This window comes from Streptomyces montanisoli (genome assembly GCF_017813245.1).
Lineage (GTDB): Bacteria > Actinomycetota > Actinomycetes > Streptomycetales > Streptomycetaceae > Streptomyces > Streptomyces montanisoli.
Map to the genome: position 1 here is coordinate 17,099 of NZ_JAGIQL010000036.1, position 20,060 is coordinate 37,158.

A 20,060-nucleotide genomic window follows, 5' to 3' on the forward strand; every position below is an offset into this window, starting at 1 on the left:
CGCGACGCGCCTGCCAATTCAACGAGAAGAGTCACGGTGCAGGTGCACACTCCTCCCTCTGGCGTGGTTACGAAACTCTGACATCGACGTTCGGTGACCACCCGGCGACCATGCGCGGGCCGCCACAGGACCGCGTGAAAGTGACCGGTAAGATCGCCGGCTTTGCGCGACACCCATTGTTGGGAGCGGTGTGAGAAGTCGCCGAGGCGCGCCACCGCACGGACGGCAACGGGGAGCATCCGGTGCCGTCCGTGATCTCCTTCACCGGCTCCACCGAGGTCGGCCGCCACATCGCGGAGGTCGCGGGCCGCAACCTCAAGAAGCCGATCCTCGAACTCGGCGGGAACAGCGCGCTCATCGTCCTCGCGGACGCCGACCTGGACCTCGCCGTTGACGCCGCCGTCTTCAGCCGCTTCACCCATCAGGGCCAGATCTGCATGTCCGCCAACCGCGTTCTGGTGCACCGCGACGTCTATCCGCGGTTCGCGCGAAGCTACGTGTCCAAGGTGCGCTCGCTGAGGGTGGGCGATCCACGGGACGACGGCACGGTCCTGGGGCCGCTCATCAACAGGCGGCAGTCGGAGGCCCTCGACCGGCTGGTCAGGCAGGGTATCGAGGAGGGAGCACTGCCACTACTGCGCGGCCGCGTGAACGGCACCCTCTTCGAGCCTGTCGTACTGGGCGATGTGACCACCGACATGGCGGTCGCGCAGGCCGAACTCTTCGGCCCCGTGGTGTGTCTCATGCCCTTCGACACCGAGGAGCAGGCCGTCGCGATGGCCAACGACACACCGTTCGGCCTCAGCGGAGCCGTTCACACGCGCGATCTCGATCACGGCGCCGAGCTCGCGAAGCGCCTCGACACCGGCATGGTGCACGTGAACGACACATCCATCGACGACCAGCCGCTCGTCGCCTTCGGCGGTGAGAAGAACTCCGGGTACGGACGCCTCAACGGTGAATGGAGCCTGCACGAGTTCACCACGCACCAGTGGATCTCGATCAACCGCGGACGGCGCCGCTACCCCTACTGAGTGGCGGAGCCCGGACGGCTCGGGCCCGTCCCGCGGGTGGCGAGGGAGGCTGCGGCGGTCAGGACGGCGAGGGCCGCGAAGCCACCGCTGAGGACCGTGGCGGCGGCCGCGCCGGCGACGATCAGCGGGCCTCCCGCGTCGCCGAGTTCGCGCCCGAGTTCGGCCGCGCCCATGGTCTGGCCGAGCCGCTCGGCCGGTGTGGCCGCCACCAGGGCGGAGAAGCCGAGCGGTGTGACCACCCCCGTGCCCAGACCGATCAGGACGGCCGCGATCAGCACTCCGGCAGGCCCGGGGACGACCGCGGCGGCGAGCCCCACCGCCGTGACGGCGAGGCCCAGGCCGATACCGGTGCCTGTGGTGATCCGGCCCTGGTCGAGGGCGGCCCCGGCGCGCGGCTGCACGAGTGCGGCGCAGGCGGCGAGCAGGGAGACGGCCGCGCCGGTGGCGGCCGGCCCGAGATGGGCGGCCGCACCGGCGACCGGCAGGAAGCCGACGCCCACCGACAGGGAGGCGGTCGCCAGGGCCAGGGCCGTCGTCGGGCGCAGGAAGCTGCCCTGGCCCAGCCGCTTCGCGAGGTCGAGGACGGTTTGGCGCGCCTTGGGCAGCGGCGGGACGGCGGGTACCGCGAGGGCAGCCCAGACGGCCACGGCGGCGGCCACCGCGGTCATGACGGTGTAGAGCAGCGTCAGCCCGCCGAGCGCGACCAGGACGCCGCCCAGGAGCGGCCCGGCGGTGTAGCCGACGCTCTTGAAGAAGCCGTACGAGCCGAAGGCCCGGCCGCGTTTGGCCGCCGGGTTGAGCCTGGCGACCAGGGTCGAGGCGGCCGGGGAGAACGCGGAGGCAGCGGCACCCTGGCCGAGCCGTGCCGCCCACAGCAGCCCCGGGTCCTGCGCGAGAGCGAACAGGACGGAGGCCGCCGCGAAGGCGATGAGCCCGCCCAGCAGGACCGGGCGGGCGCCGATGCGGTCGGACAGCGTTCCGAAGACGGGCTTGAGGAGCAGCTCGGCGCCGTCGTACAGGGCGAGCAGACCGCCGAGGACGAGCAGGGAATCGTGATGGCCGGTGGTGTAGTGGCCCAGGTTCGCCGCCACGCCGTGCGCGCCGAAGGCGGTGGTGAAGCCGGCCGCGTACAGCGGCCACAGCCGTCCGCGCGCAGGTACGGCCTCGATGCTCGGCGTCTGGGGCGGCATGAACGGATCCTTGACTCGACGGACTCGACGGACTCGACGGACCCGATGGACGGTGCGGGTGCGGGCGGGCGCGGGCGCCGGGCCTCAGGCGCCGTCGGCAAGGGATTTCCGCCAGGCCGCTTCGCGCAGCAGTCGCAGGCCGTTGAGGCCGACGATGACGGTGGAGCCCTCGTGCCCGGCGACGCCGAGGGGCAGCGGCAGGGTGGCGACGAGGTCCCACACCACGAGGCCGGTGATGAACACGGCCGCGATGACGAGGTTCTGGACCACCAGGCGCCGGGCTGTGCGGGAGAGGGCCACGACGGCCGGGATGGTGGCGAGTTCGTCGCGGACCACGACGGCATCGGCGGTCTCCAGGGCGAGGTCGGAGCCGGCCTTCCCCATGGCGATGCCGGTGTGCGCGGCGGCCAGGGCGGGGGCGTCGTTGACACCGTCGCCGACGACCAACACCTTGCGCCGCTCCCCTCCCCCGTCCCCTTCCCCTCCCCCGTCCCCTTCCCCTCCCCGCTCCCACTGCCGGACGGCGGCGGCCTTGTCCTGCGGCAGCAGTCCTGCCCGTACGTCACTGATGCCGACTTCGGCGGCCAGGCGCCGCGCGGCGCGCGGGTTGTCACCGGTCAGCAGTACCGGCGGGCGGCCGGTCAGGGCGGTGAGGGCGGCGACCGTGGTGGCGGCGTCCGGCCGCAGCCGGTCGGCGATCGCGATCATTCCGGCCGGCGCGCCGTCGCACAGGACCAGCACCGCGGTGCGCCCGGCGTCCTCCAGCTCCCGCGCCAGTGCCTGCGCGGGACCGGTCACGCAGGGCACGAGACGGGCCGGCGAGCCGACCTGGACCTTGCGGCCGTCCACGGTGGCGCTCACGCCCTGGCCCGGGGCGGAGCTGAAGTCGGTCACCTCGGGCAGGGCGAGGCCGCGCTCGTCTGCCGCGTCCAGGACGGCGCGGGCCAGCGGGTGCTCGCTGGGGTGCTCGGCGGCGGCCGACAGGGCCAGCAGCGTCTCCTCGGTCAGGCCGGAGCCGGGCAGCGGATGGACGTCGGTGACGCGCGGAGTGCCCTCGGTGAGCGTGCCGGTCTTGTCCAGGGCGACGGTGTCGATCTGGCCAAGACGTTCCATCACGACGGCGGACTTGGCGAGGACGCCGTGGCGGCCGGCGTTGGCGATGGCCGAGAGCAGCGGCGGCATCGTGGACAGCACGACCGCGCACGGCGATGCCACGATCATGAAAGTCATCGCCCGCAGCAGCGAGGACCGCAGGTCGGAGCCGAAGGCGAGGGGGATCGCGAAGACCGCGAGGGTGGCGATCACCATGCCGATCGAGTACCGCTGCTCGATCTTCTCGATGAACAGCTGGGTGGGGGCTTTGGTACGGGAGGCCTCCTCGACCATCTGCACGATCCGGGCGATCACCGAGTCGGACGGGTCGCGTCGCACCGTCACGCGCAGCGCGCCGGCGCCGTTGACGGTGCCGGCGAACACCTCGTCACCCGGCTGCTTGGCCACGGGCAGCGGCTCGCCGGTGATGGTGGCCTGGTCGACTTCGCTGCGGCCGGTGACGACCAGGCCGTCGGCGCCGATCCGCTCGCCCGGGCGGACCAGGATCGTGTCCCCCACCACCAGGGTCTCCGCCGGGACCGTCTCCTCGCCCCCGACACTCCCGTCGGTTCCGTCGCTCCCGTCGGTCCTGAGCCGGGTCGCGGTGGCGGGGGCGAGGTCGAGCAGACCGCGTACCGAGTCCGCCGTACGGGCGGTCGCGACCGCCTCGAGCGCGCCGGAGGTGGCGAAGATGACGATCAGCAGCGCGCCGTCCAGGACCTGGCCGATGGCCGCGGCACCGAGGGCGGCGACCACCATCAGCAGGTCCACGTCCAGCGTCTTCTCCTTGAGGGCCTTCAGGCCCTCCCAGCCGGGCTCCCAGCCGCCGGTGAGATACGTGGCGGCGAACAGCGGCCCCCACGTCCACGCCGGCGCGCCGAGCAGGTTCAGCGGCAGGGCGATCAGGAACAGCACCAGCGCGGCGAGCGCCCAGCGGGCCTCGGGCAGCGCCAGCACTCGCGTGCGACGGCGAGGGGCCGGAGAGGACTCCGCGGGCGGCGACTCGGGCCGCTGATCCAGGACACAAGACATGACGAAACAACCCTTCACGGGCGAACAGCCGCAACACCCCGACCATACCGGAACATCTGAACAGGTCTTCAAGCGTGCCGCGTATGCTGAACGCATGGGCCACGGAGCGGACACCGACAGCAGCGCCACCACGCGGGAACGCCTCGACACCGTCGGCGCCGACGACGTCGCCGCGACCCTCCAGGCCCTCGCCACGCCCTCGCGGCTGCGCATCCTGGCCCGGCTCCAGCAAGGCCCCTGCTCGGTCGGCGACCTCGCGAACGCCGTGGGCATGGAGCCCTCCGCCTGCTCCCACCAGCTACGCCTGCTGCGCAACCTCGGCCTGGTCACGGGCGAGCGCCAGGGACGCTCGATCGTCTACGCGCTCTACGACAACCACGTCGCCGAACTCCTCGACCAGGCGCTCTACCACGTGGAACACCTGCGCCTCGGCGTGCGCGACACCCCGGCCGAACTGCGGGACGGCACGGCACGTGCCGGGAGTCTCGCGCGCGGAGCCACCACCTGACGCCTCGACCGTTTCCGTCAACACTCCGGCAGAAAACGCTCGCGCGACGCGACACCCCCAACAGCATCTTCGAGGACCACCACGGCGGCCTCTGGTCGACGTTCTTCCGCAACCCCAACGCCGGCCACTGCTCCGACCCGTCACGCGCCGCTGATTCCGCCGTGCCCGGCGTCGTCCGGCTGGAGTGGACCGGCCCGCAGGGCGGCCGGCTGCTGGTGCGGCGGCGGCGCCGTGGGCTGCCGCCGGCGGCTGACCCGCGTCCGCGCCCTGTCGCCACGACCACGTTCTCCTACGGGAAAGGAACACCATGACCTGCCCGACCGCACCGAACGACGCGGCGAATTGGGACGCCTTCTCCGAGTACGGGCACACGAAGGCGCCGGACACCACCACCGAGCAGCGCGCCTTCACGGCCTGGCTGAAGTCCATCGACATGGGTACGACGACCGCTCCCACACCGTTCCCACCGGAGCAGCAGTACGCGTAGGGGGACCGCACGCACATCCTGGGCCACCACGAGGTGCCCGGCACCATCCACACCGACCCGGGCGCGAACTGGGACTGGGACCACTACCTGGAGCTGGTGCGAGCCGCGCACTCGCGCCGCGACGAGCGCGTCAGACATCCGTAAGACCTGGTCACGGTAAGGGCGCGGGGTCCGCCGACACGAAATGTGCGACGGGGCCGAGCGGGTCCCGTCCGGCCCGGGTGACTGGCGCCGCCGCTCTTGTCCCGAGGAAACACTTCATGAGAAGACAGCCCGCCGCGGTCCTGGCCGGTGCCTCCGCCGCCGCTCTGGCGTCCCTGGCCCTGTTCGCGGCACCCGCCTCCGCGCACACGCCCCACCACACCACCTCAGCCCGGGGCCACTCGGGACACGGCGTCGTGTTCGTGCAGAACGACGACGTCGAGGGGAACGCCGTCGTCACCTACGACCGGGCCGCCGACGGATCGCTGACGAAGGCGGGTACCTACGCGACGGGCGGCCTCGGCGGCCAGGAGGAGGGCACCGGGCCCGACCACCTCGCGTCGCAGGGCTCCCTCGCGTACGACAAGGCCCACCGGCGCCTGTACGCCGTCAACGCGGGCAGCGACACGCTCACCGTGTTCGCCGTGCGCGGCGACCGGCTGGTGCGCGAGCAGACCGTGTCCACCGGGGGCTCCTTCCCGGTGAGCGTCACCGTGCACGGCGGCAGCGTGTACGTGCTGAACGCGCTGGACGGCGGCTCCGTACAGGGCTACCTGACCATCGGTGGACGTCTCGTGCGCGTGCCGTCCTGGCACCGCGGCCTGGGGATCGAGGGCGACGGCACGCCCGGCCAGGTGTCGTTCACGCCCGACGGCTCGAAGATCGTGGTGGCGGGCAAGGCCGACAACACGCTGGCGGTCTTCCGCGTCGGCCTGCTCGGGATATCGGCCAGGCCGACGTCGACGACCCTGCCATCGGGTGGCGTGCCGTTCGCGCTGGCCTTCGACGCCAAGGGCCGTGCGGTGGTCGCGGACGCTGCCGCGAACTCGCTCGACACCTTCACCGTGGGGCGTAACGGCTCGCTGACGAAGACGGACGAGGCCGCGACCGGCCAGAAGGCCACCTGCTGGGTCGTCAGGGACGGCGACTACTTCTACACCGGCAACGCGGCAAGCGGCACCATCTCCGGCTTCGCGCAGCACCACGGGCGGCTGACGCACATCGGGGACACCACGTCGGGCGCGGGCACCGTCGACCTCGCGGTCAGCTCCGACGGCGCGTACCTCTACGCCCAGGTGGGCGCCACGGGCAGCGTGACGGGCTTCCGCGTCCACGCGGACGGCTCGCTCACGAACGTCGGCTCGGTGACGGTGCCGAACGCGGTCGGCGGCGAGGGTATCGCCGCCTCCTGACCGCGATCTTTCGCTCTCCGGTGAACGCGGCGCGGCCGGGCCCCGTACCAACGGGTGGCCCGGCCGCGACCGCGCCGGCCGCATTCGCCACGCGAAGGGGAGCACCACCATGACGGGTACGCAGACAGCCGAAGGCGGCGTGACGCGCAGGACCGTGGTCGCCGCGGCGGGAACGGCGGGACTCGGCGCGGCACTCGTCGCGTGCGGCGGCGGTTCGAGCAGCGCGAACGGCACGAGCAGCGCAAGCAGCGCGAGCGGCACTAGCGGCGCGAGCAGCCCGAGCGGCTCCTCCGGGCCGTCGGACGAGGCGTCCGGCGGAGGCGACGTGCTCGCGAAGACGGCGGACATCCCGGAGGGCGGCGGCAAGATCTTCGCCGACCGGAAGGTCGTGGTGACCCAGCCGAAGGCGAACGAGTTCAAGGCGTTCTCCGCGGTCTGCACGCATCAGGGCTGCACGGTGGCGTCGATCACCGACGGCGTCATCAAGTGCCCCTGTCACGGAAGCGAGTTCAGCATCGCGGACGGCAGCGTGAAGGGCGGCCCGGCCCCCAGCCCGCTGCCGCCGGAGCAGATCAAGGTCTCCGGCGGCTCGATCTCCCTGGCCTGAGCCGCGTCGCCTCCCGCGTACGCGCGCCGCGCCGCGTCAGCCGAAGATGCGGGCCGGCGCGGGGCTCACGGCCGCCGCCACCGCGTCGGCGACCGGCTCGATGTCGGCGGCCGTGAGGGTGGAGACCGTGATCCTCAGGCCCTGCGGCGCCGCGATGCGAAAGCGCGCGCCGGGCGCGACGACGAGCCCCGCGTGCAGCAGCCGCGCCACCGCGCCCGTCTCGTCGGCCACCGGCACCCACACGTTCATCCCGCTGCGCCCGTGCGCCGCGACGCCGCGCGCCGCCAGGGCGCGCACAAGCGCGTCGCGGCGCTTCCCGTAGGCGGCGGCGACGGCCGGCACGTCCACAGCGGCCGACTCCCACAGCTCGACCACGGCGCGCTGGAGCAGGCCGCTGACCCAGCCGGGCCCGAGGCGCTGGCGCCCCATCACTCGGTCGACGGTGAGTTCGTCCCCGGTGAAGACGGCCAGGCGCAGGTCGGGACCGTACGCCTTGGCGACGGAGCGCACCAGCGCCCAGTGCGCGGTGGTCCCGGCGAGCGGGTGCAGCGGCAGGTCGACGATGGCGTGGCCGTGGTCGTCCTCGATGAGCAGCACGTCGGGCCTGCTCGCGAGGAGGGCGCGCAGCTCGGCGGCGCGCGCCTCGGTCACGGCGGCGCCCGTCGGGTTCTGCGCGCGGTCGGTGACGACGACGGCGCGCGCGCCGGCCGCGAGTGCGCGTTCCATGCCGGCGGTCAGCGGGCCCGCGTCGTCCACGCCCATGGGCAGCGGCCTCAGGCCGAGCGCGGGTACGAGGTCGAGGAGGCTGCCCCAGCCGGGGTCCTCCACCGCCACCGTGTCGCCGGGTTTGAGGTGCGCGGCGAGCACCCGCTCGATCACGTCGAGGGAGCCCGACGCGACGCCCGTGGGCCCTGCGGGGACGCCGTCCGCGTCGAACCCCGCGCGTGCCAGGCGTGCGAGGTCGGGGTCGAGGGCGGATCTGTGCCCGTAGAGCCGCGGGTGCGCGGCGTTGGCCCGCGCGGCCGCGGCCAGCGCGTCGTGCAACGGCGGCAGCAGGGCCGCGTCGGGGTTGCCGTCGGAGAGGCCGCGCGCGCCCGGCGGCACATCCACCCCGAGCGAGCCGCGCGACGTGCTGGCGGGCCTGTCGCGGACGCGGCTGCCGCGACGCCCCGCGGTCTCGATGACGCCGCGCTCCCGCAGCGTGCGGTAGGCGGCGGCGACGGTGTTCGGATTCACGCCGAGGCGCGCCGCCAAGTCCCGCATGGGCGGCAGCAGTTCGCCGGGGGCCAGGTCTCCGGACGCCACTCCGCGCTCCACGCTCGCCGCGATTTCGGCTGCGCGACGGCCTTCGATTGGGTATTCTCCTAGCACAAAGCAAATTATGCACTAGTGCAATGGAGGACGCAATGCCGGACGCGGACGCCGAGGCCGCCCCCCGCCCGACCGGATACCCGCCGACCACCCGTACCGTCCCGACGCGTTCGAAGGAGCGGGCCAGCTACGACAGGGAGCTGGTGCACCGCCTGCTCGACGAGGCGTACGTGTGCCACCTGGGATTCGTCAGGGACGGCGCGCCCGTGGTGCTGCCGACGCTGTACGCGCGGGTCGGCGAGCGCCTCTACGTGCACGGATCGACGGGCTCGCGGCCCCTGCGCGCGGCCGCGGCGCGCGGCGAGGACGCACATAAGGACACGCGGGAGGACGCCGGCCTGCCGGTCTGCCTGACCGTCACCCGGCTCGACGGCCTGGTCCTCGCGCGTTCCGCGTTCCATCACTCGATCAACTACCACTCGGTCGTGGTGCACGGCGTCGCCCGTCAGGTTCACGACGAGGCGGAGCGGCGGGCCGCGCTCGACGCGATCGTCAACCACGTCGTGCCCGGCCGCGCGGCGGACTCCCGTCCGGCGAACGACAAGGAGCTCGCGGCGACGGCGGTCATCAGCCTCGACCTGGAGGAGGTCTCCGCGAAGATACGCACGGGCGGGCCGAACGACGAGCCCGAGGACATCGGCCTGCCGTACTGGACGGGCGTCGTGCCCGTCACGCAGCAATATGGGACGCCCGTCCCGGCGGACGACCTGGACCCGGCCGTACAGCTGCCCGGCTATCTGAAGGGGATGGGCGCCTGATGCTGATCCACCCCTGGGACGAGCCGCCCGAGGACCGCGTCTGGCGCGAGTGGCTCGCGGAACACGACTTCGGGGAGCTCGCCGTCAACGGAGCGGCGGGCGAACCGCCGTTCGTCCAGCCGCTGCACTTCGCCTACGACCCCGCGGTGGGCGCGCACGGCGAGGTCGTCACGCACCTGGCCAGGCCCAACCCGCTGTGGTCCGCGGTCCAGTCACGGCCGACGGTGCTGCTGAGCGTGGTCGACGACTACGTGTTCGTGCCGGGGCCCTGGCAGGCGCCCGACGGCACACCGCCGGAGCACGGCGTTCCGACGAGCTTCTACACGGCGATCCAGCTGACGTGCGAGGCGCGGGTGGTGGACGACGCCGAGGAGAAGGCGGCGCTGCTGAACCGGCAGGTCACCCACTTCCAGGGCGAGGGCGTCTCGGTGCCGGTGCGTGCGGGTGAGCCGCCGTTCGGCAGGATGCTGACCGGCATCAGGGTGCTGCATCTCGAAGTGACCGCGGTGCGCGCCAAGTTCAAGTACGCGGCGCACAAGCCGGAGGACGTCAAGGAGCGTACGGCCGCGGGCCTGCGGGCCAGGGGCGCGGCGCACGACGCCGAGGCTCTCGCCCACCACACCCGTCATCGGGCGCGGCTCGACGCGCGGTCCTGACGCGCGGTCCTGACGCCCGGCCGCCACCGGGCGGCTCGGGGACGCGGCGGCCGGCCGCGCCCCCGAGCCGTCCAGCCGTCACGCGGCGGGCGCGCTCCGGCGCCACAGGCGCGAGGCGCGGGCCTCCGCGGCCGCCAGTCCCACCACCGCGGCGAGCAGCAGCAGTGTGCCGGCCACGGTCGCGCCCGTCAGCCGCTCGCCCAGCAGCCACACGGCGATCGCCGCCGCACTCACCGGTTCGAGCAGCATGATCACGGACACGGTCGCGGCGCGCACCACGGCCGCGCCCGTGAAGTACAGCGCGTAGGCGAGCGCGGTCGGCACGGCCGCCACGTACACCAGCAGCCAGACCACCTCGGGAAGCCGTTGGGTGTGCGGCAGCAGCCCGCCGCCGGTCATGAGCGCGAGCGGCAGCAGCACCGCCACGCCGATTCCGCAGGCCCAGGCCGTCGTGGCGAGCACGTCCGAACGCTCGCCGCCTCGGCCGAGCCACCGGGTCAGGAGCGTCATCGCCGCGTACGCGGCCGCGGAGAGCACGGCGAGCGCCACCCCGGCGGGCCGGACCGCGGCCGAACCACCGCTCCCGCCGCCCAGGGTCAGCACGCCGAGGCCGGCGAGCGCGCCCAGCACGGCCGACAGACCGCCCGCGCCGAGCCGCTCCCCCATCAGCGTGCGCGCGCCGAGCGCGATGAACACGGGCCCGGCGCCCAACGTGACGACGGTCCCGACGGCGAGCCACGTTGACCGTACGGACGCGAAGTAGGCGGTCTGGAAGACGGTGAAGGCGACGCCCGACCCGGCGATGCGCAGCGCCTTGCGTCGCCATGGCTCGGCGGGCACGCGGGCAGACCCGGTGCCGCCCCGGCGGGCACCGCCCCGCACCCGGCCGCGTCCGCGCAGGGCGAGCGCGGCGAGCAGCAGCACGAGGCCGCCCGCGCACCGCCAGAACGACAGGGCGATCGGCCCGAGGTCGCTGACGCGGTAGACGAGCGTGCCGGCCGCGCCCGCCGTGCCCCACGCCAGGCCGGCGACGGTCAGGAACAGCAGGCCGCGCCCGGTGGACGCGGACGGGGGAACGGGCGACGCGGAAAGGGAGAAAGAGGACGCCGAAGGCGTGGAGGGAGAGGTGGAGGGAGAGACGGAGGGTGAACTCGACACGTGTGTACTCCGTGGACGAAGAGCGGTGATCGGTCGCTTGCTCCGGCACGCGGGCAGCGACGAACCGCCCGGGGCGCGCCCGGGCCATCTCCTCGTCGGTGTGTTGCGCCCGCGTCAGGCGACGGGCGGCGGCAGCACGGTCGAATGCATGGTCGGCAGCCTACGTTCCGTGTCCGCCGCCGGACAACCGCTCCACCGGCGCGGCCGGTCCTTCCGCACCGCCGCCGTGCGTCTCGGCACCGTCGGCCGCCGGGCCCGCGCCCCGCGCCACCTCGGCCCCCGGTGCCTTGCCCGGCGTGCTCGACTGCGCGACGAACGCGCCGACGAGCACCACGAACCCGCCCGCGAGCTGAGGCGGCGACAGGTGCTCGCCGAGCAGCACCCACGCCAGCACGGTCGCGACCACCGCCTCCAGGCATGCGACCACCCCGGCCACCTGCGGCGAGAGCCTGCGCACCGAGACCACACCGGTCATGTACGCGAGAACGGTGGCGACCAGCACGATCCAGCCGAGCAGGAGGACTGCGGGCACCTGGGTGCCGTCCATGGCCGCGCTCCCGCCGAGCACCTGCCATCGCATCCGCCAGGGCCGCGCCACAGCCGTCAGCACCAGCGCGCCGCACAGCAGGCCGTACGCGATGACGCCCAGCGGGTCGGCCGCGTCGGCGCCGTCGCTGCCGTGGTCCGACAGCACGAAGTAGGCGACCTGGCAGCAGGCGGCGCCGAGTGCGAGCAGCAGTCCGAGCGGGTCGAGGCGCAGCCCCGCCCACACCTCCACCACGCACGTGAGCCCCGCCACCGCGAGCACTACGCCGAGCGCCGCGGCCCGTGTCACGGCGCGCCGCTGGACGAACCGCACCCAGAGCAGCACGAGCGCGGGCGCGAGGTACTCCACGAGCAGGGCGACACCGACGGGGATGCGGGAGAGGGCGGCGAAGTAGCACGCCTGCACACCGGCGACCGCGAAGAGCCCGAATCCCGCGAGCAGCGCGGGCCGGCGGCGCACCAGCGCGCGATGGCGCCAGGCCACGGGCGACATCACCAGGGCCGCGCCCGCGACGCGCAACCACACGACGTGCAGCGGGTCGAGGCCCGCCTCGATCAGCGGCTTGGCCGCCACGCCGGAACCGCCGAACGCGACGGCGGAGACCAGCGCGAGGCCGAGGCTCGTGCCCCTGCCGGTGGGGTTCTGGGTGACACGCATGGCGCCATCATGACAGCAGACGTCAGGAGCGTCAGTACGGTGACGCCTGTCAGAACGGCGGCCACTCCCCGGCGTCCACACCCGGGGACGCGGTGGACCGGCCGAGCCGGGCGGCCAGCTCGGCCGCGTCGGTCCCGGCGCGGGTGAGCACCTCCACCGCGCGGGACTCCGGGTCGGCGGCGAGAGCCGCCAGCAGGTCCGTGCCGCTCGCCGCCTTCGCGCCGCGGCGCGCCGCGCGCTCCAGCGCACGTTCCATGGCGCTGAGAGCGGGCGGCGACCAGCCGCCCGGCGCGCCGGGCACCACGACCGGCACGGCGCCCGAGTCCTCGACGGTGCCCTGCCAGCGCAGCCCGTAGCCGATGCTCCGCTGCACCAGGTAGCCGAGGACCCGGGCGATCCCCGGGCCGCTGGCGAACGCGTCGCGCACCTCCGGGTCGGACTCGATCAGCGAGTGCAGCAGGTGCGCGGTGTCGATCTGCCCGTCGCCGTCCCGATGGGCCCGCCTGCGCGCGCCGGAGACCACCGACGCCAGTTCCACCGTCAGGTGGGCATCGAGATCGGCACGGAGGGCGGCGGGCGCTTCGGGCATCCGCGGGCTGGGAGGTAGCACACTGCCACCACACCACCTCGATGGCGTGAAAACATCCCCGGAGAGGTCCATCCGCACGTCCGTCAGTGGGTGGGCAGGCCGGGGCGCGGAGTCATCCCTGCGAAGGAGATCGCGGAGTACGGCCCCCGAGGGGCGTCACGCGATGACGCGCGCCAGCAGGAATCCGTCGTGCCCCTTCGTGCCGACGGTCTGGACCGCGGTGGCGGACAGCCGCGGGTTGCTCCCGGCGAGCTCGACGAAGGCGCGGATGCCCCGCACGGAGGGGTCGGTGGAGTCGCTGTCGGCGACGGCCCCGCCGCGTGCGACGTTGTCGCCGATGATCACGCTTCCGCGGCGGGTGAGCTTGAGCACCCACTCCAGGTAGCGCGGGTTGTTGGGCTTGTCGGCGTCGATGAAGACCAGGTCGAACGGCTCGGCCCCCTCTGCGGCGAGCGCGGCGAGCGTGTCCAGCGCCGGCCCGAGCCGTACCTCGGTGCGGCCCGCCAGGCCCGCGTGGGCGAGGTTGCCGCGCGCGACGTCGGCGTGCAGCGAGTCGGCCTCCAGGGTGACGACGTGGCCGTCCTCGGGCAGGGCCCTGGCGAGCCAGATGGTGCTGTAGCCGCCGAGGGTGCCGATCTCCAGGATGCGCCGTGCGCCGTGCATCTGGGCGATGAGCTGCAGCAGCTTGCCCTGGTTGGGTGCGACGTTGATGGGCGGCAGTCCGGCCTTTTCGCTCGCGTCCAGCGCCGCCCTGAGCGCCTCGTCCTCTCCGACGAGGTGGTCGGTGAAGTAGTCGTCGACAGCGGTCCACTGCGGCTGCGCCATGTGTCTGCTCCGTCGGTTGCGTCGGTGCCCGAGCGACGCCTGATGGCCCGCCCCCGGATGAACCGTATACGCGCTCGGCATGCGGAAGAGCCCCGCGGCCAAGGCCGCGGGGCCCTTTCCCCCGTCCATCCCCCGTCGCTCCCCCGTCGCCGGTGGCGGTGGGCCGAGGAGGGTCAGTCCTCGTCGCCGTCGGCGAGGATCAGGTAGAGCTTCTTGCGCGTCTCGTTGATGACGGCGAGTGCCTTCTGCCGCTGCTCGGTGCTGCCGGTCTTCCAGACCTGGCCGAACGCCTCCATCAGGCCGAACCCGGCCTGGCGGATCTCGTTCATGGTCTCCCAGTCGATGCCGCGGCCCGCGTCCTCCCACGGTGCCTCGGGGACCCCTTCGGCCTCCGTGCGGCCCGTTTCGGTCAGCGTGAACAGGTTCTTGCCGCCTTCACTGCGGCTCTCGATGAGCCCCTCGTCCTCCAGCATCTGAAGGGTCGGATAGACCGAGCCGGGACTGGGCCGCCAGGCCCCGCCGCTGCGCTCGCCGATCTCCTGGATCATCTCGTAGCCGTGCATCGGGCGCTGTTTGAGCAGCGCGAGGATCGACGCGCGTACGTCGCCGCGGCGCGCCCTCCCCCGTCCGCCGCCCCGCCCGCCCCCGCCGAACGGCCCTCCGAAGGGAGGCCCGAACTGGCCGAAGGCGGCGCGCAGTCCTTCGATGCCCCCGCGCCCGTGCGGTCCCGCGCCCCAGGGTCCTGGCCCGAAGCCGGGGCCGTGCTCGTGTCCACGTCCGTGTCCGTGGTGCTGCTGTGCTCCGTACATGGTGGTTCTCCTTCTGACACAAGATCTAGACGTACGATCTTTGATCGGTCGCGATGCGTCAACGATATATCGGAAACACGCTTACGACAACCCTCCGGCCGTGGCGGCGTCACGGGCGCGCCGCCTACGGTCGGTGCCATGCGCATCCGAATCGTCGACGCCTTCACCGATCGCCCCTTCAGCGGCAACCCGGCAGGCGTGGTCCTGCTCGACCACGACCGCTTCCCCCCGGACCCGTGGCTGCGGGACGTCGCCGCCGAGGTGAACCTGTCGGAGACCGCCTTCGCCCATCCGCTGCCGCCCGGCGGGGCCGCCGACTGGGCCCTGCGCTGGTTCACCCCGGCCACCGAGGTGTCGCTGTGCGGCCACGCCACCCTGGCCACGGCACACGTCCTGCGCACGACGGGGCGCGCCGCCGGCCCCGTACGGTTCGCGGCGCGGCCCGGCGTGCTGCCGGCGCATGCGCACGAGGACGGCTCGTACACGCTGGACTTCCCCACATCGACGCTGACGCCCGTCGCCGCCCCCGACGGCACGGCGGAGGCGCTGGGCGCGGAGCCGGTGTCGGTGCACGACACGGCCGGCCACATCGGGGACCTGCTCGTGGAGCTGGCCGACGAGCGCACGGTGCGCGGGCTGACGCCCGATCACGACGCACTGGTCAGGCTCTCGGACCGCGGGGTGATCGTCACGGCCGCCGCCGCGGACCCCTCACGCGGCTACGACTACGTCTCGCGCGGCTTCTTCCCCGGCGTGGGGATCGCCGAGGACCCGGTCACGGGCAGCGCGCACACCGCCCTGGCACCGCTGTGGTCCGGGCGGCTCGGCAGGGACGTGCTGACGGGGTACCAGGCGTCGGCGCGCGGCGGTCTCGTGCGCACGACGCTCAGCGGCGACCGGACGCTGCTGACCGGCCGGGCGGTCACGGTGATCGACGGCGAGCTGCTGGCCGCGCCGCCGGAGCCGCGCTGACGGCGCCCAGGGGCGCGGATGCCGGCGCGGGCGCTCAGAGCGTCGGCAGCCAGCTGACGTGCCCGGCGAGCAGCGCGTACCCGACGAAAGCGCCCACGTCCATCAGCGAGTGGGCGACCACCAGCGGCCCCACCCGCCCCCACCTGCGGTAGAGGAGCACGAACACGACGCCCATCGCCATGTTGCCGACGAACCCGCCGAGCCCCTGGTAGAGGTGGTACGAGCCGCGCAGCACGGCGCTCCCCGCGAGCGCGGCCAGCGGCGACCAGCCCATCCTGTCCAGCCGCCGCAGCAGGTAGCCCACCACGACGACCTCTTCGAGGACCGCGTTCTGCACGGCGGAGACCACGAGCACCGGGTACTTCCACCACACGCCGGGCAGCGACTCGGGCACCACCGTCAGGTTGGCGCCCGAGCCCTGCGCGAACAGGTAGAAGACGATGCCGACGCCGCCGACGCACGCGGCGATCGCCGCGCCCCAGCCGAGGTCGAACCAGGGCCTGCGCCGGTCGAAGCCGATCGCGCGCAGGCTGCTGCCCTCCCTCATCAGCAGGTACGCGACGAGCGCGACGGGCACGAGGGCCGTCGCGATGCCGAACAGCTGCCATGTGAGGTCGAGCCACGGCCGTCCTGGCGCCGCCGAGGCGTTGAGGTGCGCGGCCTGCTGATTCAGCGAGCCGCCCTTGGTGACGGAGCCGACGAAGCTGATGAGGGCGGAGACCCCGCTCGCGCCGAGGGAGAGCGCGAGGACGATCACGGTCTCGGTGCGCAGCACCTTGTGCGTGAGCGTCGTCTCGCCGGTGCTGGGATCGGTCACGGACACTGCCTCCACCTGCACACCGGCCTCCGGGGTCACGCGTTCGCGTCGCACGCCGGCGCGGGTGCCGACGTGCACAAGTTACGCCCGGCGGCTGTGCGCCCACCGCCGCGACCCGGCGGCAGCCGTGGGCTACCCGGTGGGCAGCCGCCCCGTCTCCGCCGGCCCCGGGAAGCCGACGGGCCAGGTGTGCACGGGGCTGCCGTGGTGCATCAGCTCGCAGTACCTGCGGGTGGTCGCCGCGAAGGCCGCGTCGCGCTCGAGGCCCGCGTCGAGCGCCCGGTGGAACGTCCCGACCTGCCACGCCGCGCCGTTCATGGACCGGTTGCACCGCTCCTCGATCACGCCGAGGTAGAGGTCGCGGTCGGCGGGCTCGATGTTCCAGGCGTCGAGTCCGGCCGCGGCGAGCGGCAGCAGTTCGTCGCGTACGAGGTCGACGGCGGGGCGTGTGGCGAGCCCGGCCGACCTGGCGCGGCGCGGCCAGCGCAGCTCGGCGCCGATGCCGTGCCGGCAGGCGTCGTCGAAGTTCTCCGCCGCGGCCGAGAACGGCATGCGCCGCCACACCGGGCGCGCTTCCTCCGCGAGCGCGCGCACGAGCCCGTAGTAGAAGGCGGCGTTGGCGATCACGTCGGTGACGGTCGGGCCCGCGGGCAGCACGCGGTTCTCCACGCGCAGGTGCGGCACGCCCTCGGAGACCTCGTAGACGGGACGGTTCCAGCGGTAGATCGTGCCGTTGTGCAGCGCCAGTTCCTGGAGGGCGGGCACTCCCCCGTCGTCGAGCACCTTCTGCGGGTCCTCGTCGGACATGATCGGCAGCAGCGGCAGGAAGTACCGCAGGTTCTCCGCGAACAGGTCGTACGGCGAGTCGATCCAGCGCTCGCCGAACCAGGTCCTCGGGCGCACGCCCTGGACCTGGAGCTCGGGCGGGCGCACGTCGGTGGCCTGGGTGAACAGGGGAGGACGCGACTCGTGCCACAGCTCCTTGCCGAACAGGAACGGCGCGTTGGCGCCGAGCGCGATCTGCACCGCCGCCACGGCCTGCGCCGCGTTCCACACGTCCGCGAACCGCTCCTGCGTCACCTGCAGGTGCAGTTGCACGGACGTGCACGCCGCCTCGGGCGTGATCGAGGGGGACGTGGCGACCAGCCGCTCCTCGCCCTCGATGTCGAGGAGGAAGTCCTCACCGCGCGCGGCCCGCATCTGGTCGTTGAGGAGGGTGTAGCGGTCGACCGCCGACAGGCTCCCCGAGCCGACGTCGTGATGGCCGAGGGTCGGCAGGATGCCGATCATCACGATTCCCGCGTCGACCTCCTCGGCCTTGCGGTGGGCATATCCGAGCCCGGCGCGCAGCTCCTCGGCGAGCTGGTCGAGAACGCGGCCGTGCAGCCGGTGCGGTGCGATGTTCACTTCGAGGTTGAACATGCCGAGCTCGGTCTGGAAATCGCGGCTCGCGATACGGCTGAGCACCTCGTGGTTCATCATCCGCGGCAGACCGTCGGAGCCCGCGAGATTGAGTTCGATCTCCAGGCCGATCAGATTCCTCGGCTTGTCGAAACGCTTCTCGGCGAGCAGCCTGCCGAGCACCGAGAGGCACTGACGCAGCCTCTTGCGGTACTGCTCGCGGCCTGCCAGGTCAAAGCCGGCCGCCTCGACCTTCTCACCCATCGACGTGCCCTCCTCGGCGTGCATCGCCCGCGACCGGCGCGCGCGTCTCGCTCGATAATGCCCACCCGCGTCGATCCCTAACGCCCGCCGCGCGCTGCTCGCGGCCGCTAGACTGACCGCGGGTACGGCCGCATGGCACATTCGCGGCACACGTGCGTCGCGTGCATGCGCGGGGCACGTTCCCGGAGAGCGCTCCGGAGATCGCACCCTTACGGCATACGGTTGGGGCCGTTAGCATAAACATGCAGGCGGTCCCACGGCGGGAAACGGGTGCCAGGAAAACGCATGTGCCTCCGGCATAACGGCCTGGCATGAGAGTGCCGGTACGACCGCAATAGGGCGCAAAAAGACGGGGACGCGTTTCGGCCGTCCGCGGGAGCGGGGTCGCCGCAGGCCAGCGGCGAGGCGTTCATATTACGTCCAGCCAAAGGCCTCGGAAATCCGGCCGAATAGCGGCTTGCGCGTAATACGGGCGACGGCTAGAAGAAACATTGTGTGAACACGCGTCGTATAAACTTCGCGGACGAGGTGGAAAGCGGGCGCAAGGCGCCAGAACCCGGATCACCCTCCGAGCCCGCATGCCGACAGAGCCGTCCCGCACCTCCGTACGCGACCCGCGCTGCACCCTGTCTCCTGAGCGAGAGGCAACCCACTATGCCGCTGCACGTTCCTCCTGTACCCGCACCCGCCCTGCGCAGCGTTCTCACCGCCCTCGGCTCCCCCACCGCCGTACGAGAGGCCCCCACCCCCGCGCTGCGTTCCGCGGCCGGGCCGCTGAGCCCTGAGCTTTCCCTGCCCCTGCACGTGCTGGACGCGCCGGCCGGACTCGCCGGCGCGCAGAGCGCGCCGGGCACCCGCCTGACGGGCTGGCGGTTCGTCATCCACGCGGGCGACCGCCCGGTGGCCGCCGCCGACACCGTGCTCACGGCCGACGGCTGGGCGTTCTCCCGGTTCTTCGAGGGCCCCTACGTCACGGCGACGGAGCGCGCCCTGCGCCAGGCGGAAGCACTCCAGACGGCCTACCAGCCGCGCCTGCTGTCCATTCCCGGCCTGTACATGCTGACGCTGTGGCTGCACGCCGACGCGGCCGCCGACCCCGCCGCCGGCGGGGTGTCCCCCGACGACCTGATGGTGCCCCTGGCGCCCGCGCCTCCCGGATTCGCGGCGCACCGGCCGCATCACGCCACGGAACTGCTGCCCCTGATCGGCCTGCGGCTCGCTCCCGTACCACCGCCCCTGCTCGGCACGCCCGTCTGACGCGCGACACTGCGCGACCCGCCCGCCCCGCGGCCCCGCCGCGGGGCGGTTTCGCGTGCCGCCAGGGCGGCCGCCGCGTCCAGGGCCACCTGCGCGCCCGGGTCACGGTTCGCCAACCATCGCGCCGGAGCGGTAAGTTGTGCTGCCCGTCCCACCGGTGAGGGCGCGCTCGTCCGCGGCACGGTTCTGGTCCGTCGGCAACGTACTGCGCTGAAATACCCCCGGATCGCTCTCCGGAGGAGAACACTGGGTCCGGACAACGAAGGACGGGGGACGCCATGGATTCCACGCAGGGCGGGCGATCGCAGCAGCGGCGCCCGGCAGTCACCACAACGCAGCGAAAGAACCCGCACATGTGCCAGCACCAGCCAGCCTGTCCCACCTCCGACTCCGCCGATCGCGAGGCGGCCCGCCCGGTGGCGAGCCACCCCGAACAGGGCTGGAGCCTGCTGTGCAACGGCGTCGTGCTGTTCGAGGACACCGGTGAACTGCTGCCGGACGGTCAGGTGATCGGCCCGCACAGGCCGGCGCGTACCGATCGGATCGTCACGGCAGCCTGACGCGGCGCCGATGACCGTCCGCGGACACGCGCGGGCGCACGCGAGGGGGCCCCGGCCCGGAGCGGCATGCTCCGT

At 73.2% G+C, this 20,060-nt stretch carries 20 protein-coding genes and 2 pseudogenes; 12 read left to right on the top strand and 10 right to left on the bottom strand.

The annotated features are described in order from the left end of the window. Positions 1 to 242: 242 nt before the first annotated feature. On the top strand, positions 243 to 1,034 hold the full coding sequence (locus JFN87_RS11805) for an aldehyde dehydrogenase family protein (RefSeq protein ID WP_209339946.1): 792 nt from the start codon (positions 243 to 245) through the stop codon (positions 1,032 to 1,034). Here the strand turns inward: JFN87_RS11805 and JFN87_RS11810 are convergent. After that, a complete protein-coding gene (locus JFN87_RS11810; protein ID WP_209339947.1) occupies positions 1,028 to 2,224 on the bottom strand; it encodes an MFS transporter in 1,197 nt (398 codons plus the stop codon). The two genes, JFN87_RS11805 and JFN87_RS11810, sit on opposite strands and share 7 nt — an antisense overlap. Positions 2,225 to 2,308: 84 nt before the next feature. Beyond that, positions 2,309 to 4,348: a heavy metal translocating P-type ATPase gene (locus JFN87_RS11815; protein ID WP_209339948.1), complete on the bottom strand. Its 2,040-nt coding sequence runs from the start codon at positions 4,346 to 4,348 to the stop codon at positions 2,309 to 2,311. Between the two features lie 94 nt (positions 4,349 to 4,442). Between JFN87_RS11815 and JFN87_RS11820 the strand changes: the two genes are divergently transcribed. From JFN87_RS11820 to JFN87_RS11840, 6 genes and pseudogenes are all read left to right on the top strand, one after another. Then, complete coding sequence (locus JFN87_RS11820; protein WP_209339949.1) at positions 4,443 to 4,856, top strand: ArsR/SmtB family transcription factor; 414 nt, start codon at positions 4,443 to 4,445, stop codon at positions 4,854 to 4,856. Positions 4,857 to 4,915: 59 nt separating this feature from the next. Continuing rightward, a pseudogene (locus tag JFN87_RS33630) lies at positions 4,916 to 5,167 on the top strand (hypothetical protein); the annotation flags it as partial. Continuing rightward, positions 5,164 to 5,343, top strand: a complete 180-nt coding sequence (locus JFN87_RS11825) for a hypothetical protein (RefSeq protein ID WP_209339950.1) — start codon at positions 5,164 to 5,166, stop codon at positions 5,341 to 5,343. The pseudogene JFN87_RS33630 and the gene JFN87_RS11825, both read left to right, overlap by 4 nt. Before the next feature lie 3 nt (positions 5,344 to 5,346). Further along, a pseudogene (locus JFN87_RS11830) lies at positions 5,347 to 5,487 on the top strand (N-acetylmuramoyl-L-alanine amidase); the annotation flags it as partial. A 116-nt stretch (positions 5,488 to 5,603) separates the two neighbouring features. Then, complete coding sequence (locus tag JFN87_RS11835) at positions 5,604 to 6,737, top strand: lactonase family protein (protein ID WP_209339951.1); 1,134 nt, start codon at positions 5,604 to 5,606, stop codon at positions 6,735 to 6,737. A gap of 109 nt (positions 6,738 to 6,846) precedes the next feature. Continuing rightward, entirely contained in the window at positions 6,847 to 7,344 is a 498-nt protein-coding gene (locus JFN87_RS11840) for a Rieske (2Fe-2S) protein (RefSeq protein WP_209339952.1), read from the top strand. Positions 7,345 to 7,380: 36 nt separating this feature from the next. Here JFN87_RS11840 and JFN87_RS11845 read toward each other — a convergent pair whose 3' ends face one another. Then, positions 7,381 to 8,715 (bottom strand): aminotransferase class I/II-fold pyridoxal phosphate-dependent enzyme, encoded by a 1,335-nt coding sequence (locus tag JFN87_RS11845; RefSeq protein WP_209339953.1) that lies wholly within the window; start codon positions 8,713 to 8,715, stop codon positions 7,381 to 7,383. A gap of 35 nt (positions 8,716 to 8,750) precedes the next feature. Between JFN87_RS11845 and JFN87_RS11850 the strand changes: the two genes are divergently transcribed. After that, positions 8,751 to 9,473: a pyridoxamine 5'-phosphate oxidase family protein gene (locus tag JFN87_RS11850; protein WP_372449220.1), complete on the top strand. Its 723-nt coding sequence runs from the start codon at positions 8,751 to 8,753 to the stop codon at positions 9,471 to 9,473. Next, positions 9,473 to 10,129 (top strand): FMN-binding negative transcriptional regulator, encoded by a 657-nt coding sequence (locus tag JFN87_RS11855; protein WP_209339955.1) that lies wholly within the window; start codon positions 9,473 to 9,475, stop codon positions 10,127 to 10,129. The genes JFN87_RS11850 and JFN87_RS11855 overlap by 1 nt, the downstream gene beginning before the upstream one ends. 78 nt (positions 10,130 to 10,207) lie before the next feature. On the opposite strand, the gene JFN87_RS11860 is transcribed toward JFN87_RS11855, so the two are convergent. The 5 genes from JFN87_RS11860 to JFN87_RS11880 form a co-directional block, all read right to left on the bottom strand. Beyond that, positions 10,208 to 11,176, bottom strand: coding sequence for a DMT family transporter (locus JFN87_RS11860; protein ID WP_245179253.1), 969 nt, complete (start codon positions 11,174 to 11,176; stop codon positions 10,208 to 10,210). Positions 11,177 to 11,447: 271 nt separating this feature from the next. Further along, positions 11,448 to 12,491, bottom strand: coding sequence for an EamA family transporter (locus JFN87_RS11865; RefSeq protein ID WP_209339957.1), 1,044 nt, complete (start codon positions 12,489 to 12,491; stop codon positions 11,448 to 11,450). A 49-nt stretch (positions 12,492 to 12,540) separates the two neighbouring features. Further along, a complete protein-coding gene (locus tag JFN87_RS11870) occupies positions 12,541 to 13,080 on the bottom strand; it encodes a Clp protease N-terminal domain-containing protein (RefSeq protein ID WP_209339958.1) in 540 nt (179 codons plus the stop codon). Between the two features lie 156 nt (positions 13,081 to 13,236). Continuing rightward, the gene (locus JFN87_RS11875) at positions 13,237 to 13,905 is read right to left on the bottom strand and encodes an O-methyltransferase (RefSeq protein ID WP_209339959.1); all 669 of its coding nucleotides are present in this window, start codon (positions 13,903 to 13,905) and stop codon (positions 13,237 to 13,239) included. Positions 13,906 to 14,078: 173 nt separating this feature from the next. Next, positions 14,079 to 14,714, bottom strand: coding sequence for a PadR family transcriptional regulator (locus JFN87_RS11880; RefSeq protein ID WP_209339960.1), 636 nt, complete (start codon positions 14,712 to 14,714; stop codon positions 14,079 to 14,081). Between the two features lie 138 nt (positions 14,715 to 14,852). Here JFN87_RS11880 and JFN87_RS11885 point away from each other — a divergent pair, with 138 nt between their 5' ends. After that, on the top strand, positions 14,853 to 15,686 hold the full coding sequence (locus JFN87_RS11885; RefSeq protein ID WP_209339961.1) for a PhzF family phenazine biosynthesis protein: 834 nt from the start codon (positions 14,853 to 14,855) through the stop codon (positions 15,684 to 15,686). A 34-nt stretch (positions 15,687 to 15,720) separates the two neighbouring features. On the opposite strand, the gene JFN87_RS11890 is transcribed toward JFN87_RS11885, so the two are convergent. Together JFN87_RS11890 and JFN87_RS11895 are read right to left on the bottom strand one after the other, a co-directional pair. Beyond that, positions 15,721 to 16,524 (bottom strand): CPBP family intramembrane glutamic endopeptidase, encoded by an 804-nt coding sequence (locus tag JFN87_RS11890; protein WP_372449221.1) that lies wholly within the window; start codon positions 16,522 to 16,524, stop codon positions 15,721 to 15,723. Between the two features lie 111 nt (positions 16,525 to 16,635). Then, positions 16,636 to 18,168: a glutamate-cysteine ligase family protein gene (locus JFN87_RS11895; protein WP_209339962.1), complete on the bottom strand. Its 1,533-nt coding sequence runs from the start codon at positions 18,166 to 18,168 to the stop codon at positions 16,636 to 16,638. A gap of 654 nt (positions 18,169 to 18,822) precedes the next feature. On the opposite strand from JFN87_RS11895, the gene JFN87_RS11900 reads away from it, so the two are divergent. Both JFN87_RS11900 and JFN87_RS11905 read left to right on the top strand, forming a co-directional pair. Further along, positions 18,823 to 19,425, top strand: a complete 603-nt coding sequence (locus tag JFN87_RS11900; RefSeq protein WP_209339963.1) for a hypothetical protein — start codon at positions 18,823 to 18,825, stop codon at positions 19,423 to 19,425. A gap of 353 nt (positions 19,426 to 19,778) precedes the next feature. After that, positions 19,779 to 19,985, top strand: a complete 207-nt coding sequence (locus tag JFN87_RS11905) for a DUF5999 family protein (protein ID WP_209339975.1) — start codon at positions 19,779 to 19,781, stop codon at positions 19,983 to 19,985. Positions 19,986 to 20,060: the final 75 nt, after the last annotated feature.

What these genes read in the sequence shown, in the direction of transcription:
- JFN87_RS11900 (WP_209339963.1), top strand. Translation starts at nt 18,823, where the DNA reads ATGCCGCTGCACGTTCCTCCTGTACCCGCACCCGCCCTGCGCAGCGTT.
- JFN87_RS11880 (WP_209339960.1), bottom strand. Translation starts at nt 14,714, where the DNA reads ATGTACGGAGCACAGCAGCACCACGGACACGGACGTGGACACGAGCAC.
- JFN87_RS11885 (WP_209339961.1), top strand. Translation starts at nt 14,853, where the DNA reads ATGCGCATCCGAATCGTCGACGCCTTCACCGATCGCCCCTTCAGCGGC.
- JFN87_RS11820 (WP_209339949.1), top strand. Translation starts at nt 4,443, where the DNA reads ATGGGCCACGGAGCGGACACCGACAGCAGCGCCACCACGCGGGAACGC.
- JFN87_RS11855 (WP_209339955.1), top strand. Translation starts at nt 9,473, where the DNA reads ATGCTGATCCACCCCTGGGACGAGCCGCCCGAGGACCGCGTCTGGCGC.
- JFN87_RS11835 (WP_209339951.1), top strand. Translation starts at nt 5,604, where the DNA reads ATGAGAAGACAGCCCGCCGCGGTCCTGGCCGGTGCCTCCGCCGCCGCT.
- JFN87_RS11865 (WP_209339957.1), bottom strand. Translation starts at nt 12,491, where the DNA reads ATGCGTGTCACCCAGAACCCCACCGGCAGGGGCACGAGCCTCGGCCTC.
- JFN87_RS11870 (WP_209339958.1), bottom strand. Translation starts at nt 13,080, where the DNA reads ATGCCCGAAGCGCCCGCCGCCCTCCGTGCCGATCTCGATGCCCACCTG.
- JFN87_RS11895 (WP_209339962.1), bottom strand. Translation starts at nt 18,168, where the DNA reads ATGGGTGAGAAGGTCGAGGCGGCCGGCTTTGACCTGGCAGGCCGCGAG.
- JFN87_RS11815 (WP_209339948.1), bottom strand. Translation starts at nt 4,348, where the DNA reads ATGTCTTGTGTCCTGGATCAGCGGCCCGAGTCGCCGCCCGCGGAGTCC.
- JFN87_RS11840 (WP_209339952.1), top strand. Translation starts at nt 6,847, where the DNA reads ATGACGGGTACGCAGACAGCCGAAGGCGGCGTGACGCGCAGGACCGTG.
- JFN87_RS11825 (WP_209339950.1), top strand. Translation starts at nt 5,164, where the DNA reads ATGACCTGCCCGACCGCACCGAACGACGCGGCGAATTGGGACGCCTTC.
- JFN87_RS11875 (WP_209339959.1), bottom strand. Translation starts at nt 13,905, where the DNA reads ATGGCGCAGCCGCAGTGGACCGCTGTCGACGACTACTTCACCGACCAC.
- JFN87_RS11810 (WP_209339947.1), bottom strand. Translation starts at nt 2,224, where the DNA reads ATGCCGCCCCAGACGCCGAGCATCGAGGCCGTACCTGCGCGCGGACGG.
- JFN87_RS11905 (WP_209339975.1), top strand. Translation starts at nt 19,779, where the DNA reads ATGTGCCAGCACCAGCCAGCCTGTCCCACCTCCGACTCCGCCGATCGC.
- JFN87_RS11850 (WP_372449220.1), top strand. Translation starts at nt 8,751, where the DNA reads ATGCCGGACGCGGACGCCGAGGCCGCCCCCCGCCCGACCGGATACCCG.